At 42.8% G+C, this 15,604-nt stretch carries 17 protein-coding genes; 10 read left to right on the top strand and 7 right to left on the bottom strand.

Features of this window, described 5'->3' with window-relative positions; translation table 11 throughout:
- The first annotated feature begins 70 nt into the window (after positions 1 to 70).
- The gene (locus tag ACYX4N_RS10310) at positions 71 to 379 is read left to right on the top strand and encodes an isoamylase early set domain-containing protein (RefSeq protein WP_474856886.1); all 309 of its coding nucleotides are present in this window, start codon (positions 71 to 73) and stop codon (positions 377 to 379) included.
- A 105-nt stretch (positions 380 to 484) separates the two neighbouring features.
- Here ACYX4N_RS10310 and ACYX4N_RS10305 read toward each other — a convergent pair whose 3' ends face one another.
- Together ACYX4N_RS10305 and ACYX4N_RS10300 are read right to left on the bottom strand one after the other, a co-directional pair.
- Entirely contained in the window at positions 485 to 1,411 is a 927-nt protein-coding gene (locus ACYX4N_RS10305; RefSeq protein WP_476053961.1) for an electron transfer flavoprotein subunit alpha/FixB family protein, read from the bottom strand.
- Positions 1,408 to 2,160: an electron transfer flavoprotein subunit beta/FixA family protein gene (locus tag ACYX4N_RS10300; RefSeq protein ID WP_039216447.1), complete on the bottom strand. Its 753-nt coding sequence runs from the start codon at positions 2,158 to 2,160 to the stop codon at positions 1,408 to 1,410. The genes ACYX4N_RS10305 and ACYX4N_RS10300 overlap by 4 nt, the downstream gene beginning before the upstream one ends.
- A gap of 370 nt (positions 2,161 to 2,530) precedes the next feature.
- Here ACYX4N_RS10300 and ACYX4N_RS10295 point away from each other — a divergent pair, with 370 nt between their 5' ends.
- From ACYX4N_RS10295 to fldA, 5 genes are all read left to right on the top strand, one after another.
- Positions 2,531 to 4,180: an electron transfer flavoprotein-ubiquinone oxidoreductase gene (locus ACYX4N_RS10295; RefSeq protein ID WP_476053960.1), complete on the top strand. Its 1,650-nt coding sequence runs from the start codon at positions 2,531 to 2,533 to the stop codon at positions 4,178 to 4,180.
- A 122-nt stretch (positions 4,181 to 4,302) separates the two neighbouring features.
- On the top strand, positions 4,303 to 4,701 hold the full coding sequence (locus ACYX4N_RS10290) for an H-NS histone family protein (protein WP_474806390.1): 399 nt from the start codon (positions 4,303 to 4,305) through the stop codon (positions 4,699 to 4,701).
- Between the two features lie 103 nt (positions 4,702 to 4,804).
- Complete coding sequence (locus ACYX4N_RS10285; protein ID WP_476053959.1) at positions 4,805 to 5,584, top strand: alpha/beta fold hydrolase; 780 nt, start codon at positions 4,805 to 4,807, stop codon at positions 5,582 to 5,584.
- A 124-nt stretch (positions 5,585 to 5,708) separates the two neighbouring features.
- Entirely contained in the window at positions 5,709 to 5,927 is a 219-nt protein-coding gene (locus ACYX4N_RS10280) for a DUF2788 domain-containing protein (protein WP_012519093.1), read from the top strand.
- Between the two features lie 26 nt (positions 5,928 to 5,953).
- Positions 5,954 to 6,478, top strand: a complete 525-nt coding sequence (gene fldA / locus ACYX4N_RS10275; protein ID WP_014949739.1) for a flavodoxin FldA — start codon at positions 5,954 to 5,956, stop codon at positions 6,476 to 6,478.
- 135 nt (positions 6,479 to 6,613) lie between these two features.
- On the opposite strand, the gene ACYX4N_RS10270 is transcribed toward fldA, so the two are convergent.
- Entirely contained in the window at positions 6,614 to 8,620 is a 2,007-nt protein-coding gene (locus ACYX4N_RS10270) for a methyl-accepting chemotaxis protein (RefSeq protein WP_476053958.1), read from the bottom strand.
- Between the two features lie 312 nt (positions 8,621 to 8,932).
- Here ACYX4N_RS10270 and fur point away from each other — a divergent pair, with 312 nt between their 5' ends.
- Complete coding sequence (fur, locus tag ACYX4N_RS10265; RefSeq protein WP_179983643.1) at positions 8,933 to 9,361, top strand: ferric iron uptake transcriptional regulator; 429 nt, start codon at positions 8,933 to 8,935, stop codon at positions 9,359 to 9,361.
- 51 nt (positions 9,362 to 9,412) lie between these two features.
- On the opposite strand, the gene ACYX4N_RS10260 is transcribed toward fur, so the two are convergent.
- The 4 genes from ACYX4N_RS10260 to ACYX4N_RS10245 all read right to left on the bottom strand — a co-directional run bounded on the left by ACYX4N_RS10260 (position 9,413) and on the right by ACYX4N_RS10245 (position 12,825).
- Positions 9,413 to 10,279, bottom strand: a complete 867-nt coding sequence (locus ACYX4N_RS10260; protein WP_476053957.1) for a D-amino acid aminotransferase — start codon at positions 10,277 to 10,279, stop codon at positions 9,413 to 9,415.
- The gene (locus ACYX4N_RS10255) at positions 10,276 to 11,223 is read right to left on the bottom strand and encodes a 5-oxoprolinase subunit C family protein (protein WP_476053956.1); all 948 of its coding nucleotides are present in this window, start codon (positions 11,221 to 11,223) and stop codon (positions 10,276 to 10,278) included. The genes ACYX4N_RS10260 and ACYX4N_RS10255 overlap by 4 nt, the downstream gene beginning before the upstream one ends.
- Positions 11,220 to 11,960 carry a 5-oxoprolinase subunit PxpB gene (gene pxpB, locus ACYX4N_RS10250; RefSeq protein WP_476053955.1) on the bottom strand — a complete coding sequence of 247 codons (741 nt, stop codon included), beginning with the start codon at positions 11,958 to 11,960 and terminating at the stop codon, positions 11,220 to 11,222. The genes ACYX4N_RS10255 and pxpB overlap by 4 nt, the downstream gene beginning before the upstream one ends.
- Positions 11,961 to 12,087: 127 nt before the next feature.
- Complete coding sequence (locus ACYX4N_RS10245; protein WP_476053954.1) at positions 12,088 to 12,825, bottom strand: 5-oxoprolinase subunit PxpA; 738 nt, start codon at positions 12,823 to 12,825, stop codon at positions 12,088 to 12,090.
- Between the two features lie 65 nt (positions 12,826 to 12,890).
- Here ACYX4N_RS10245 and ACYX4N_RS10240 point away from each other — a divergent pair, with 65 nt between their 5' ends.
- The 3 genes from ACYX4N_RS10240 (at position 12,891) to ACYX4N_RS10230 (ending at position 15,600) form a co-directional block, all read left to right on the top strand.
- Entirely contained in the window at positions 12,891 to 13,775 is an 885-nt protein-coding gene (locus ACYX4N_RS10240) for a CvfB family protein (RefSeq protein ID WP_476053952.1), read from the top strand.
- A gap of 85 nt (positions 13,776 to 13,860) precedes the next feature.
- Positions 13,861 to 14,253, top strand: a complete 393-nt coding sequence (locus tag ACYX4N_RS10235; protein ID WP_476053951.1) for an OsmC family protein — start codon at positions 13,861 to 13,863, stop codon at positions 14,251 to 14,253.
- 213 nt (positions 14,254 to 14,466) lie between these two features.
- Positions 14,467 to 15,600: an efflux RND transporter periplasmic adaptor subunit gene (locus ACYX4N_RS10230; RefSeq protein ID WP_476053950.1), complete on the top strand. Its 1,134-nt coding sequence runs from the start codon at positions 14,467 to 14,469 to the stop codon at positions 15,598 to 15,600.
- Positions 15,601 to 15,604 lie beyond the last annotated feature (4 nt).

Genomic DNA, 15,604 nt, shown 5'->3' with positions numbered 1-15,604 from the left:
TGTTTAAGCTAAGTCTTTAATAGGAAATAGCCTCGGGAATGATTTCGCTACGTTGAAGGGAAAACACATTATGAGTCTTAAGAAACAATACCTTAAATCAAAACCTCTGTGCAAAGTGACATTTCGACTGAATGCGGAAGCAGCAAAAGATGCGAAAGAAGCTGCACTATGTGGAGATTTCACTGATTGGAAAACACAGCCACTGACGATGAAAAAGCTTAAAAGCGGTGATTTCACATTAACCGTGGATTTGGAAAAGGATAACGAATACCAGTTTCGTTACCTTATCGATGGCGAAAAATGGGAAAACGACTGGGAAGCCGACGCTTATATCCCCTCACCTGTTAGCATAGAAGATAATTCGGTTGTGCGTGTTTAATTAGTGATTCCGATACCAAGCTAAATTATGATTCGCTCTATGTATGTATATTACAAAAAAGGCTGCATACTGCAGCCTTTGTCTTATTTAGCTTTAAAACGCTAATTAAAGAGAGCCTTCCAACTCTGGAAGTACTTCAAATAAATCACCCACCAAACCATAGTCAGCAACTTGGAAAATTGGCGCTTCTTCATCTTTGTTGATAGCAACAATGACTTTTGAGTCTTTCATACCTGCAAGGTGCTGAATAGCGCCCGAGATGCCTACTGCAATATAAAGTTGAGGCGCAACAATTTTACCTGTTTGGCCAACTTGCATATCATTTGGAACAAAGCCAGCATCTACCGCTGCACGCGATGCACCAATAGCAGCACCAAGTTTGTCAGCAATACCTTCAAGAAGCTTGAAGTTATCACCATTTTGCATACCGCGGCCACCTGAAATAACGACTTCTGCAGCAGTAAGTTCAGGACGCTCAGATTCGGTAAGCTCTGCTGAAACGAAATCAGACTTCTCACTGCCTTTGACCACATCAATTGCGGTTAATTCAGCGCTACCACCAGTTGTAGCTGCATCGAATGATGCTGCACGAACCGTAATCACCTTTTTTGCATCAGATGATTGAACGGTAGCAATCGCGTTACCTGCATAAATAGGACGAACAAAAGTATCTTCGCTCTCTACACCAATGATGTCTGAAATTTGCGCTACGTCTAGCAATGCAGCTACACGAGGCATAAAGTTTTTGCCTGTTGTGGTCGCGGCAGCAACAATGTGGCTGTAGTCGCCTGCAAGCTCTACCACTAGGTCAGCCGTATTTTCTGCAAGCTGATTTTTATAAGCAGCATTATCAGCAACAAGCACTTTTGCAACGCCGTCGATTTGCGATGCAGCTTCAGCAACTGCTTGGCAACCTTCACCCGCTACTAATACATGGATATCGCCACCCATCTTTTGTGCGGCGTTAACAAGCTTATGCGTTTCCGTCTTTAAGCTTGCATTGTCGTGTTCTGCATATACGAGTACGCTCATGAGATCACCTTCGCTTCATTCTTTAACTTGTCTACCAACTCAGCAACGTCTGCTACTTTAATGCCACCCTCACGCTGAGGCGGAGGCGTAACCTTCAGTACCTTAACGTTTGATTCTAGTGCAACACCAAAATCTGCCGCAGCTTTAACATCTAACGGTTTACGCTTTGCTTTCATAATATTTGGAAGCGATGCATAACGCGGTTCGTTCAAACGAAGATCTGTCGTTACAACAGCTGGAAGCGAAAGTGCAACCGTTTGAAGGCCACCGTCAATTTCACGTGTTACATTCACCTTCTCGCCATCTACAACCACCTCTGATGCGAAGGTACCTTGAGGCATACCTGTTAGCGCTGCCAGCATTTGACCAGTTTGGTTGTTGTCAGAGTCAATGCTCTGCTTACCAAGAATAACAAGTTGAGGCTGTTCTTCTTCAACCACTTTCGCTAAAAGCTTTGCCACTTGAAGTGAATCAAGATTTTGGTCGGTATCAATTTGGATACCACGATCAGCGCCTAGGGCTAGTGCTGTACGTATTTGTTCTTGGCAGCTTTTGTCACCAATTGAAACAACAACGATTTCAGTGGCCACGCCTTTTTCTTTTAATCGAACGGCTTCTTCAACAGCAATTTCGCAAAAAGGATTAATCGCCATTTTCGCGTTTGTAAGATCTACGCCTGATTCATCAGCCTTCACTCTTACCTTAACGTTGTAGTCGATCGCGCGTTTGACCGGTACGAGTATTTTCATATTTACCTCAATTGTTGAGTTCGTCAGTGCTAATTACGTTTCATTAATAATTAACTATTAATAATTAAAAACGTATTACTTCACCACGCTTTTTGAAACTTTAACAATGCTTATACGTTAAAAAAGAAACTGTGGAACGTACGTTTTTTAAAGGCTAGCCTTAAAACGACGTTAACACCACGTTTACGAGCAGGTATAATACGCTGCCAGTTAACGTTAACGTAAACTGCTTTGCAATGTACTTACTGTTGACGTAAACGTCAACCTGCATTACCTTGCAAAACGACAATTAATTTACATGTTTTTGACACAAAGCATTATTTGTTTCATCAATAGTGCACTATAAAAATACAAACATAAGGAGCCTCCCGTGGAACGAGAATCGATGGAGTTTGACGTAGTCATCGTCGGTGCCGGCCCAGCTGGATTATCAACTGCTTGTAAGCTGATGCAGCTTGCAAATGAAAAAGACCAAGAACTTATGGTTTGTGTGGTCGAAAAGGGCTCCGAGGTAGGTGCACATATTCTCTCAGGCGCGGTATTTGAGCCCCGTTCGCTAAACGAACTATTTCCCGATTGGAAAGAAAAAGGTGCGCCACTTAACACGCCGGTAACCGAAGACCACATCTATTTGCTTAATAATGAAACGTCAGCGAAGAAGTTACCAAACGGCATTACGCCCAAAACTATGCACAATGACGGTAACTATATCGTATCTATGGGGAACGTTAGCCGTTGGCTAGCAGAACAAGCCGAACAGCTAGGCGTTGAGGTATTCCCCGGTTTTGCAGCTTCTGAAGTTATTTATAACGAAGACGGTAGCGTTGGCGGCGTGCTTACCGGCGACATGGGTGTTGGTGAAGACGGCGAGCCAAAAGACGGTTACATGCCCGGAATGGAGCTTCGTGCTAAATACACTGTGTTTGCCGAAGGCTGTCGTGGTCATTTGGGTAAAGAGCTCATTTCTCACTTCAAACTAGATGAAGACAGCTCACCTCAGCATTACGCTATTGGCTTTAAAGAGATTTGGGATATAGATCCAGCGAAACACCAGCCAGGCTTAGTAGTTCATAGCGCAGGCTGGCCACTGGATGACGCCACAGGCGGCAGCTATCTGTATCACGCCGAAGATAATCAGGTGTTTGTAGGCTTAATTGTTGACCTTAACTACGACAACCCTTATCTGAGCCCGTTTGACGAATTTCAACGCTTAAAACACCACCCTGTTTTTAAGCAGTATCTTGAAGGCGGTAAACGTGTATCTTATGGCGCACGTGCAATCGCCAAAGGTGGGTTTAACTCGTTACCTAAGATGACTTTCCCAGGTGGCCTATTGGTAGGTTGTGAAGCAGGTACCCTAAATTTTGCCAAAATTAAGGGTAACCACACAGCAATGAAGTCAGGTATGTTAGCCGCTGAAAGCATTTTTGAAGCGATTTCAGAAAATGTAGAAGCGCCAGTAAAAGAGCTAACGAGCTATACAGACAAATTTAAATCGTCTTGGTTGTATGACGAGCTATTCCGTTCTCGTAACTTCGGCCCTGCTATTCATAAGCTAGGTAATTTCTGGGGCGGTGCGTTTAACACGGTAGAACAAAATTTCTTCAACGGTAATTTGTTCTTCACTATGAAAGACGAACACAAAGATTACGCGCAGCTTAAAGAAGCTAAAGATGCTACAGAGATTTCATATCCGAAGCCGGACGGTGTACTCAGCTTTGATAAGTTATCTTCCGTGTTTTTATCTAATACAAACCACGAAGAAGACCAGCCGTGTCATTTAAAATTAAAAGACCTGTCTATTCCTTTACAGGTCAATTTACCTAAATTCGCAGAACCTGCACAACGCTATTGCCCTGCTGGCGTTTATGAGGTTATTGAAGAAGAAGGTGAAAAACGCTTCCAAATTAATGCGCAAAACTGTGTTCACTGTAAAACTTGCGACATCAAAGACCCTAGTCAGAATATTAAGTGGGTTGTACCAGAGGGTGCTGGAGGTCCGAATTACCCAAATATGTAATTTAAAGCATTATTTAGTTATTTAACTGATATTTTTTAAAAGCGAGCCTAGCTCGCTTTTTTTTTGTGCTACTTTTAATTATTATCTTATAGAAATTTAGTACAACGTATTAAGGTTAATTAATGAGCGAATTTTTAGATATTTTAACCCATGGAAGACGTTTACAAGGTGCTGTTAAGGAATTAAGCATAGAAGAACTTGAACAAGTTCAGGAAAAACTTAACGGTATAATAGAAAAAAGAAAAGAAAAATTACTAGAACAAGAACAACTAAAAAAAGAAAAATTAGAAAAACTTGCTGCTATTAAACAGCAAATGGAAGAAGCTGGGCTTAACGTAGAAGATTTACAAGCTTTGGATACCGGCACAAATAAAAACGTAGGTAAGAAGCGCCCCGTTAAATACAAACTTGTCGATAGCGATGGCGAAGAGCACTTGTGGACGGGCATTGGTCGTATGCCTCGCGTTTACAAAGATGCACTAGATAGCGGCAAATCTCTCAACGATTACGCTATTAATTAATATCACTATTTAACCTGCTAATAAGGTCTGTTTTTACAGGCCTTATTTTGTTTTTAAGACTCAAGCTATGTCTATCAGACAATTATTCATGGGTACATAAGTTGTGAAGTTAAATTATAAACTTTCAAAGCGAGATGCATCATCACCATGGTTAATTTTAATCCATGGGCTTTTCGGCAACGCAGATAATTTAGCCGTTGTTAAACGACATTTTGAATCAGCTTTTAATATTATAAGTGTAGACCTTCCGGATCACGGTGAGTCTCCGTGGACTGATAGTTTTTCTATGTCAGCTTCCGCAGATGCAATTTACGACATCATGCAATCTTTAAATATTGAAAAAAGCGCTGTATTGGGCCATTCCCTTGGCGGAAAGGTTGCAATGAAGCTGGCCTTAAATCACAGCGAAAATATCACACATTTAATCGTAGCTGATATTGCCCCAGTCAGTTATGACCACAGCCACCAAGCGGTATTTGATGGGTTGAATTCTGTTTCTTTGGATACCATTGAAAGTAGAAAGGACGCTGAAAAACAAATGGCTGCCCACGTTAAAGAAATGGGCGTCAGACAGTTTCTATTAAAAAGCCTGTATCAAGATGAAAACGGAGCATGGAAGTGGCGCTTCAACGTAAGCGGACTAATCAAAAGTTACTCGCACATTATTGATTGGGAACAAACAAATCAAACGTTCGATGGCGTAACCTTATTTATTAAGGGCAGCGAGTCCGACTACATTACACCGGCCTATCGCGATGCGATAGCTCACTACTTTCCAAATGCGAAAGCGCATATTATTGAAGGTACGGGGCATTGGTTACACGCTGAAAAGCCAGCTGCATTTAACGGAATTGTAGAGAGAACGCTCAACAAATCGTCATAAAGTGGAATATTTCTCATTCAACAGGATGAGAATGACTATTATTACATATTTTTGAACGTTTTAGGCTCTTACAGGCGTATATACTGTGATATAGTTGCGCCAGAAATTTTTAAGTAACAACACTATGCTTGCAGAAAATTACGAACTCATTGAGTCCATTATGCTGTATGGCGGCTTGTCTATTCTTTTTGGATTGATGGGTTTTGCTGTACACGATGTATTACGTAAGAACGATGTTCCTCTTATTGGAAGAGTGGTAACGTACGGTGTGCTAGGTTTAGGCGCATTGGGATTTCTTGCGAAAGGCATTATTGAATGGTTTTGGCTAAGCACAGGCGTTTAATTAGTAACGATTAATAGAGGTTAGATATGGCAAGCGTTGGCCTATTTTTCGGAAGTGACACGGGTAACACCGAACATGTTGCGAAAATGATCCAGAAGGAATTGGGTAAACAGCTAATTGATGTAAAAGATATTGCCAAGAGCAGTAAAGAAGACATCGCTGAGTTTGATTTGCTTATCTTCGGTATCCCTACGTGGTACTACGGTGAAGCACAGTGTGATTGGGATGACTTCTTTCCTGAATTAGAGCAGATAGACTTTAACGACAAGCTAGTTGCTATTTTTGGTTGTGGCGACCAAGAAGACTATGCGGAATACTTCCTAGACGCAATGGGCATGGTACGCGACATTGTAGAAGCCAAAGGCGCTATTTTAGTAGGTCAATGGTCTACGGAAGGCTATGACTTTGAAGCATCTAAGGGCATGGCAGACGACAATCACTTTGTGGGTCTTGGTATTGACGAAGACCGTCAACCAGAGCTAACAGACTCTCGCGTTAAAGCCTGGTGTAAGCAAATTCACGACGAGCTTTGCTTAGCGGAGCTGGCGTAGACATACATATATTGGCTACTAAAAAGCCATAAAATAGCTATAAATTAGTTATCAATTGAAAAAACCGCTCTAATAGAGCGGTTTTTTGTTATATAGAAGTACTCGTTGAATTATTAGCTTAGCCGATTGAACTAACTAAAGCTGAAACCGCTCTACCGCCTTTCTTAAGCTTTCTGTTTGTGCATCTAGCATCATTGTCGATTCGTTCGACTGCCTTGTGCTTTGTGCACTTGAATCTGCCAGCGCTACAATGCGGTTTAAGCTTGTGGCCACATCACCGAGTAACACATCTTGCTGCTCTGTATCTTCAACAATATGTTCGTTAATGTCGCTCAGACGCTCAATAATTTCTCTAATGCTTTCTACTTGTTGAGAAACCTGTTGGGTTATTTCTACCCCTGTTTGCGCTTGCTCTCGACCTGCATTAATAGCTTTTACAGCCTGCGCTGCATCTTTTTGTAAGTTGCCAATCATTTGTTCGATTTCTTCCGTGGAATCGTGCGTACGATTGGCTAATGTTCGCACTTCATCGGCAACTACTGCAAATCCCCTGCCCTGCTCGCCTGCCCGAGCAGCCTCAATAGCGGCGTTTAGCGCTAACAAATTAGTTTGCTCTGCGATGGTTTTGATAACGTCCAAAATACTGCCAATACTTCTAGAGTTATCATCTAAGCGCGCAATAACCTGGGCTGAAGACTCAGCCTGATCGGCTTGATTGCTAACTTGCTCACTACTTCTTTGAACCAGCAGCCCAATGTCAGTACTTTGTCTTGTGATAGTACGTAATGCCTCCATCGCTTCATTGATTTGCGCAAGATTACTACGACTTTTGTCTTGAACATTCTTAGTGTTGGTGGAGGTAACAGTGACCTGCTCTCGCTGTTTGTCCACTTCAGACAAGCTCTTGTTACCAAGCTCAACACTTTCTTTTGTTATTTCAATTAAGCGCTTTTCCTGCTCTAAGATATTACCCACCAGTTCTCGCAGGCTAGCGGTCAAGCTGTTAACTTTGGCTGAAAGAGCAGAAAATTCATCGTTGCCCTCTTCGGGTAGTTTAGTACTCAAATCCCCATGGCTTAACTGATTTAGCCCTTTGTTTATATGCTTAAGTGGCTTTGAAATGCTGCGCGTTACTATTACCGCTAAAAAAATGGCAGCCGTAAGTCCTAAAATTGCAACAACAGTATTGCGAACTAAATTTTCCTGTACCGATTCGAGTATAGCGTTTTGCCCTTCGAGGGATTGCGCTTGAACGGTATCAAACAGAGTATTAATATCAGCAAGCGCGGTTTCTAATGCTTGCTTTGCTTGTTTTTGTGCTTGCGCCGCTTTGTCTACTTCAGCAAGTTTTTGTCGTTGCAACGCTATTAACCCGTTTGAACCGTTTACGGCGTCTATTAGTAACTCGTATTGTTCATTAAACGCCTCTATTGTGCCCCCATCATCCACGCTTGTAGCCAAACGGTTCACATAATGCTTATCTACCTCCAGATTACTTAACTGATATTCGAGATCCTCAATAATACTGGCGCTTTGCGTGGCGTCGCTAGATTCGGCCAACTCGATAAATGAGTCGTTCATTGTTAGTAGCTTATTATCAATGGCTGTACCTGCGCCAATTAGCGTATCAAGACTCGGATCACTGCTATCGAGATAAGAAAGATCTAGCATCAACGCGCTAGCTTCGTCTGCCGTCATAAGTACTTTTTCAAGTTGCGTGGCAAGCGCGTTCTCTATATCCATTCTCTTGTTAATTGCAATGTACATTTCATTACTGTCGCTCACATAGCTCGAACTTACTTCAACAGCATTTTTAGCTATCGAGTTTTCTGGCATGAGAGATTTCAGTCGCGACAAATCGTTAGAAAAGGTGGATGACAGCGAATCAAATGTTTGCTTATTTTTTTCTAATTCGTCTCTACTTTCTACGTGATAACCATTGGCCGTTATTACCGATAAAGATAGGATTTCAGTTTTTACTTTTACCATACTGGTCTGTACTGGCATTTTTTGCTCTACAACGTCTTGTGCAGAGTCCTTAATACCGCTTAAACCGAAATAGGAAAGGATACTCGTGAGCAATAGCAGGCAGCCAAATAAGCCGAAGCCTAAAGTGATTTTATTTATAATTGTTAACCGCATGAACACTTCCACTTAAATACGTGCAAAAAACTATCAAATGAACGCAACTCTTTAAGTTTAGTTTAACAGGATGTTAAATCAATGCATTAAAAGTTCTATTTATTTTACTTATTTGTTAGATAAATCGTACACTTACATTCTGGTCAGGCCACACAGCTCAAAGCCCACACTTAAGTACAATATTTTTTGCAACAAGTGTCTTGGGTAATTTTTCGGCGAGAAGACAAAGATTCCACGGTTTTGCTTTTAAATTGTTTCAACTTACCTATAATAACCACCAAATACTTATTCACTCGTTCTTAGTAGGCTGTAATGGATCAAAATAAAGAATTGAAAAAAGCAGGGCTTAAAGTCACTCTGCCTCGCCTTAAAATTTTACAAATTCTGCAAGAGCCAGAAAACCAACATATCAGCGCTGAAGACGTCTATAAAATCCTTATCGAACAGGGTGAAGAAATCGGTCTTGCTACTGTATACCGCGTATTAAACCAATTTGATGATGCAGGTATTCTTAACCGCCACCACTTTGAAGGTGGAAAGTCAGTATTTGAAATCAGTCATAAAGATCACCACGACCACCTTGTATGCCTTAAGTGTGGCAAAGTGATCGAGTTTGAAGACGAAATTATCGAAGAACGCCAAGAGATGATTGCTAAGCAGCATAAAATGAAGCTTACCCATCACAGCCTTTACCTATATGGCGAATGTACAGACGGTAACTGCGACAACGCTCCTGAATAAGTTGGAATATTAATTAGTAAGAAGCCCGCTTGAGCGGGCTTTTTCAATTTATTAGGCTTTGAATTTGTATGCATGGTAGGCGTTGATTGCCTTTTCCCATACATCGCCTACCTCTCCTGAGCCTATCTGCCTGCCCTCTACTTCAACTACCGGGGCAACTTCTTTGCTTGACGACGTTAACCACACTTCATCAGCCTCTAGCAAATCATCCTTACTGAACCAGGTTTCCGTTACCACCAGCCCTGCTTGTTTGAATGCCTCAATGGCAATGGCACGAGTAATACCGGGAAGCAGTTCATGGTTTAATGGAGGCGTAAAAATACACCCATTTTTCACCATAAAGACGTTACATGAGCTTGCCTCAGTGACCATGCCTTCGCTGTTATACAAAATAGTTTCGTTAACACCAGCTTCGACACCCGCTTGATAGTGCATTACGTTGCCTAAAAGAGAAGTAGATTTGATATGGCAGCGTTGCCATCTTTTATCTTGCTGAAGCGCAACTTTGAAAGGCTTAGCATCAGCCTTGGCTTTAGGCTGAGGTGGCGCTATTTCAAAGGCGAACCCAAACACCGTTGGCTCGATATTCTTTGGGTATGCATGAAGTCGTTTTGTATCTGCACCCCGACTTACGTGGAAATAAACACCTATGTTTCCACTTTCAATAAACCCTTTGTTTTTCTCAACCAAACTGGACAAAATGGTTTGCCATTTTTCTACCGTATATGGGTTAGCGATTTCGATAGCTTTAAGGCCTTGCGACATGCGAGACGTGTGTCCTTTAAATCCTACAGCTTTGCCTGAATAGGTTGGAATAACTTCATAAATACCGTCGCCGAAAAGGAAGCCTCTGTCCATCGGAGAAATCTTGGCCTCAGAAAGAGGCATATACTCACCATTTAAAAACGCAATTGTCACAATATTTCTCCTTGTAATCGACGACGTCTACTTGTCAATAGTAGCCAATCCGCCCTTGCTTCTTCTTCGTTTTGAAATACGAAATTCACTTTTTCACCTGGTACAGCTTGGGCCAAGCGACTTATATCACAGGGGCTTACACAGCCGAGTTTAGGGTAGCCTCCCAGTGTTTGCCTATCGCGCATCATTACAATTGGCTGGCCGTCACCAGGCACTTGAATGGCCCCTAAATGAATTGCCTCAGAACGCATGTTTTCTATATCGGCGGTAACTGATTCGCCGGTCAACCTAAAGCCCATGCGATCGATAGCTGATGAAACCGTATAGCTGCTTGTTTCAAACGTGCGTAAAGCAACAGCGCTAAAGCTCGAAAACTGATACCCGGGAATAACCCGAATAGACTCCAAGAATCCATAGTCATCGATATGTTGCTGTGGAAGCCTGCGCATTTTAGCCTTGTCTTGGTTTCTGGTGTTAGCTAAAACCTCAATGCAGTCTCCTTCTTTTAACACGCTTCCCTTGTTATCTAGCCCGCCTAACTGTTCGCGAACCACCGTACAAGCACTACCCACCGCTTTCGGAACCTGCCAATTTCCACAAACCGCTAAATAGGCTTTGCTACCAAGTAGAGCGCTGCCGAACGTAATCGTTGCGCCTGCCGGTACATGTTGGCTCTGGTATGTTGCTTTAGCATTTCCATCTACGTCGAGTGAGGGCTCCCTACCAGTAACGGCAACTATGCAATCTTCATCAACCTGCAATCGCATTTCGCCAATGGTCTCTATGCAGGGCGTACCATCAAGGTTAAAGGCGAGAAAATTAGCCCAGTCATAGGCATTGCCGTCCATAGGGCCTGATTCACAAAAACCATCCCGTTGTCGCCCTACTCTTCCGCTATCAATAATAAGGCTAAATAACCCTTTACTGAGCACTTCAATTTTCATAGTTTAACCTGCAATCCTGCTTTGTATTCCTGTTCAGTAACCGAAACAAATTTAACGGCGTCACCCGCTTTTAACCGCGACTCACTGTGCTCATCGCTATGAAAAAGCATGTCGAATGCCGTAAGTCCCAATAAATTCCATCCCCCCGGTGATTCACTGGGGTAGACTGCGGTTTGCCTGTCAGCGATTGCGACCGCGCCTTTGGGAACGCGTTTACGCGGTGTACCAAGCCGCGCACAGCTGAGCGCTTCTGGAATATCCCCCATATAGGCGAAGCCTGGAGAGAATCCCACTGCGTATACTTTATAAGTTGTGCTAGTGTGCAATTCGATAACTTCTTCAATTGACAGCGACGTTTTCTTACTCACTACACTCAAATCACTGGCATTTGGCGCGCCATACCACACAGGGATTTCAATCACTGCGCTACTTTCGTTTCTGTTAAATTGTATTGATTCGGTTTGCTGATTTATGCCTTCAGCGTCTAAATTGCTCAAGGCACGGTATACACCGTGGCTGTCAATTAATGCCATATCAAAAACGATTAACAAACTGTCGTAAGAAGGCACGCATTCGCGTAACCAACACCACGAATTTTTACTCTTGTTACTATCGATAGCTGCCAGCATGTTGTGGCAGGCATTATTCGCGTCATCCAAACTTGCGCCGTCAAAATACAAGATAATGGCGTCTGCACTTGCTGTAACTATTCGTTTAATACGACCGAAAGCTTGCATCTACTGTCCTTGTTGTCTTACTGGCCATAACGAGTTGTGATGTGCATTATGTATTCGACGCTCGGCACAACAAAGGTTAATAGCCTTGTGTATTGTTCTTTTAAATTGTGTTTTTTATATGGCAGGTTTATAGAAATGTTCTGATTTTACTCGCAATACTTACCGCCCCTTTAGTATCGCCATGTACACACAAAGAGTCAGCTTCTACTGCAAGTGTATTTCCCGATGACGTAGTTACCGTTCCCGATGAAATAAGCTGTTTAGCTTGAAGCAGAGCGTCGCTTTCGGTCAACACGGCACCTTCTATAGTTCGGGATTGCAGTAAGCCTTCATCGGTATACCGTCTGTCAGAAAACGCTTCAAAATACAAAGGCAGCCCCCTATTTTGCGCTGCTTCTTTAAGCGCCGCATTTTGCGACGTAGCCTGCACCATTAACGCTAGGGGAGCGTGTGAAGACTGTTCGTTTATTTCACTTATGCTTTGCATTACTGTTCGCATGATAGCAGTATCTTTCATCATGTCGTTATACAACGCACCATGGGGCTTCACATAGCTGACTTTAGCACCACAAATCTTCGCCATACCGCTTAAGGCACTGACCTGATATTGAATCATAGCCTTAAGTTCGTCAGCGGCAATCGCCATACTTCTGCGGCCAAAGCCTTGTAGATCGGGATAAGCCGGATGGGCACCAATGGCTACATCATGCTTTTTGGCTAACAAAATAGCCTGCTTCATGACTAATGGATCGCCAGCGTGAAAACCGCACGCAATGTTCGCCTGATCGATTTCCGCCATTATGGCCGATTCCACTGGCATTGACCACGCGCCAAAACTTTCACCTAAATCGCAATTTAACTTCATAATGGTTTAGCTCTTACGTTCATTCCAGTATCATGTTACCTGTTCTTTTTAAAAAGTCAGTGCTGATGATAAATATTGGAAAAATTAATACATTACGCGTGGTAGCCCAATACCCTTTTGGCTACGCTTTAGCGCCACTTGTCGAAAACAATGACGAGAACGACAGCGTAATAGAAATAGATGATGCAGATGAGCAGCAAACCGTTACACTTGCGATTGACGAAGTAGAGACGCCGTTAACCGAAGGGCAACAGGTTGACGTATTTGTGGCTACGGATCAGCGCGGTGACCTTTATGCCACCATGAAGAAACCACTTATTCAAGTGGGCGAAACCAAGGTACTTAAAGCGGTGTCTGCTACGAATTTTGGTGCATTCTTCGACTGGGGCCTAGACAACGATCTGTTAATACCCAACGATTACCAAGCTCAACCTGTTAATCCAGGTATGTATTACGTGGTTCACACCTTTTTTGATGATAAAACCCAGCGTATTTTAGGGGCCACCAAGCTTCATTATTTTCTAAAGGAAACTAGCGCCTATCTCAACGAGGGCGACACGGTACAATGCTTAGTTTATGCCAAAACTGATTTAGGTTTTAAGGTGGTTATCAATGAAAAAAGCTTAGGGCTGATTTTCCACAGCGATGCCTTTAAGCCGCTTAAAGTCGGGCAAGCTACTGAAGGTGTAATTAAAACGATTCGCGAAGATGGCAAAGTGGATGTTGCCCTTCAGCGCATAGATAAAGGTGGCCGTGATGCACTTCAACAAGCCATTTTGGATGACTTGGAAGCCCACGGCGGCATTTCAACGCTAACAGATAAGAGTGCGCCAGAAGCCATCTACTCTCATTTTAACGTAAGTAAAGCGGCGTATAAAAAAGCGTTAGGCGCGTTATATAAGCAAAAGAAAATCTCGCTTAGCCCAGATGCAGTCCGCCTTAACAAATAAACACACATGTCACAGCTGCATTGAAGCGCTAAATTAGCCTGTATTGCAGCTTCTTTTTTTTATTCTTATGACATTAGGACAAACAATGAAAGCACGTGTTTCTTGGGATCAAGATTTAACTTTTACAGGTACAACAGACAGCGGCTACAAAACAGTGATGGACGGAAGCGGCAAGGCCGTGTCACCAATGGAGTCAGTATTATTAGCGGTTGGTGCGTGCTCAAGTATCGACGTGGTAGACATTCTTAAAAAAGGCCGCTTTAACGTTGAAGCCTGTAATTGTGAGTTGGAGGCTGAGCGTGCTGAAGAGCCACCTCGAGTATTTACTAAAATTCACGCACATTACACGGTGTCAGGTGAAGGCATTAGCGAAAAGGCCCTTGCCCGCTCTGTGCAGTTGTCGGCAGAAAAATACTGCTCTGTCATGCTGATGTTAACGGGTAATGTTGAGATCACCACAAGCTATACTTTGGTTTAATAGACTATTGTAGAACTCACCGCTTATTAGCAATTCTCGCTAAGCATTAGCGTAAAAAGCCAACCAATTAGGTTGGCTTTTTTATTTAAACTGCATTTTTCACTTGTAACACATTGAAACGTCTAAGATTTAACATATGTTAACGTCTTTGGCACATTAGCTGCTGTATACGGTCATTATTATATAACGATATTTACGTTAGGGTTATTGACCATGGAATCTACAACACACAGCAACACAATTCTTTCATCAGTACAATCTTCAATTCCGTTTTCACCAACATCGCTCAAACTGCTCGTTGGAAGCGGGGTCATCGCCCTTACTCTCTCGATGTCAGCCTGTTCCGATGCAGATGCCATTAACGACCAAGCTAACGCCACCGAAGTTGAAGAAACCGTTTTTGCTATCCCTGTTGAAACCCAAACCATTGTTACCGGAGACATTACGTCTACTTACGATACAACCGCTATTTTAGAAGCACGTGAAGAAGCATTTGTGGTTGCGAGAGCATCTGGAATTATCGAAGAAATCTTCGTAGAAGAAGGTGATTACGTTGAGAAGGGCCAAGTTCTTGCGCAGCTAGATAAACGCCGGTACGAGCTTAACTTATCAAAAGCTCTGGCTGATTTAGCCGGCATTGAAAGCGAACTAGAAAAGGTTAATAAAGTTTATTCGAAAAAGCTTATCAGCGATGACACTTACGACAAACTTACCTCGCAATTTGAATCAGCTAAAGCGTCTGTACGCTTAGCTGAGCTTGATTTGAAAGAAGCTACGATCACGGCGCCGATTGATGGATACATTGCAGAAAGAAACGCAAAAGTAGGCAACCTAACTGAATCGTTCCAACGGGAGAGAATGTTCCATATTGTTCAGCAGCGCAATCTTCAAGGTATTGTTTACCTGCCTGAAAATGAGCTACCTAACGTAGTGATTGGACAAGGTGCAATGCTTACCGTGACGGCTTTAGGCGATAGAAGTATCACGGCGAGCGTTGAGCGCATAAGCCCAGTCATCGATGCGACTACCGGGACGTTTAAAGTTACCTTGAAAGTACCAAACGAAGACAATCAGCTCAAAGCCGGCATGTTTACCGATGTATCACTAGAATATGCTACCCATGCTAACGCCACATTGTTGCCCCGCAGAGCGCTGGTTACTATCGATAACAGCCACAGCGTATTCGTTGTAGATAACGGCAAAGTTAAGAAAGTTGATATTTCTACTGGCTTTGAAAACAACGAAGTAATCGAAGTTACCAATGGTTTAAGCGGCAATGAAGAAGTAGTGACTGCAGGCCACCAGAATTTGAAAGACAGCGCTCCCGTTGAAGTTGTAAACAGCTAATTCG

It is taken from the genome of Alteromonas sp. ABH4_452 (assembly GCF_056311825.1).
This window is presented reverse-complemented; position numbering and strand designations above follow the sequence as displayed.

What these genes read in the sequence shown, in the direction of transcription:
- ACYX4N_RS10270 (WP_476053958.1), bottom strand. Translation starts at nt 8,620, where the DNA reads ATGCGGTTAACAATTATAAATAAAATCACTTTAGGCTTCGGCTTATTT.
- ACYX4N_RS10305 (WP_476053961.1), bottom strand. Translation starts at nt 1,411, where the DNA reads ATGAGCGTACTCGTATATGCAGAACACGACAATGCAAGCTTAAAGACG.
- pxpB (WP_476053955.1), bottom strand. Translation starts at nt 11,960, where the DNA reads ATGCAAGCTTTCGGTCGTATTAAACGAATAGTTACAGCAAGTGCAGAC.
- ACYX4N_RS10310 (WP_474856886.1), top strand. Translation starts at nt 71, where the DNA reads ATGAGTCTTAAGAAACAATACCTTAAATCAAAACCTCTGTGCAAAGTG.
- ACYX4N_RS10300 (WP_039216447.1), bottom strand. Translation starts at nt 2,160, where the DNA reads ATGAAAATACTCGTACCGGTCAAACGCGCGATCGACTACAACGTTAAG.
- fur (WP_179983643.1), top strand. Translation starts at nt 8,933, where the DNA reads ATGGATCAAAATAAAGAATTGAAAAAAGCAGGGCTTAAAGTCACTCTG.
- ACYX4N_RS10235 (WP_476053951.1), top strand. Translation starts at nt 13,861, where the DNA reads ATGAAAGCACGTGTTTCTTGGGATCAAGATTTAACTTTTACAGGTACA.
- ACYX4N_RS10230 (WP_476053950.1), top strand. Translation starts at nt 14,467, where the DNA reads ATGGAATCTACAACACACAGCAACACAATTCTTTCATCAGTACAATCT.
- ACYX4N_RS10280 (WP_012519093.1), top strand. Translation starts at nt 5,709, where the DNA reads ATGCTTGCAGAAAATTACGAACTCATTGAGTCCATTATGCTGTATGGC.
- ACYX4N_RS10255 (WP_476053956.1), bottom strand. Translation starts at nt 11,223, where the DNA reads ATGAAAATTGAAGTGCTCAGTAAAGGGTTATTTAGCCTTATTATTGAT.
- ACYX4N_RS10240 (WP_476053952.1), top strand. Translation starts at nt 12,891, where the DNA reads ATGATAAATATTGGAAAAATTAATACATTACGCGTGGTAGCCCAATAC.
- ACYX4N_RS10290 (WP_474806390.1), top strand. Translation starts at nt 4,303, where the DNA reads ATGAGCGAATTTTTAGATATTTTAACCCATGGAAGACGTTTACAAGGT.
- fldA (WP_014949739.1), top strand. Translation starts at nt 5,954, where the DNA reads ATGGCAAGCGTTGGCCTATTTTTCGGAAGTGACACGGGTAACACCGAA.
- ACYX4N_RS10245 (WP_476053954.1), bottom strand. Translation starts at nt 12,825, where the DNA reads ATGAAGTTAAATTGCGATTTAGGTGAAAGTTTTGGCGCGTGGTCAATG.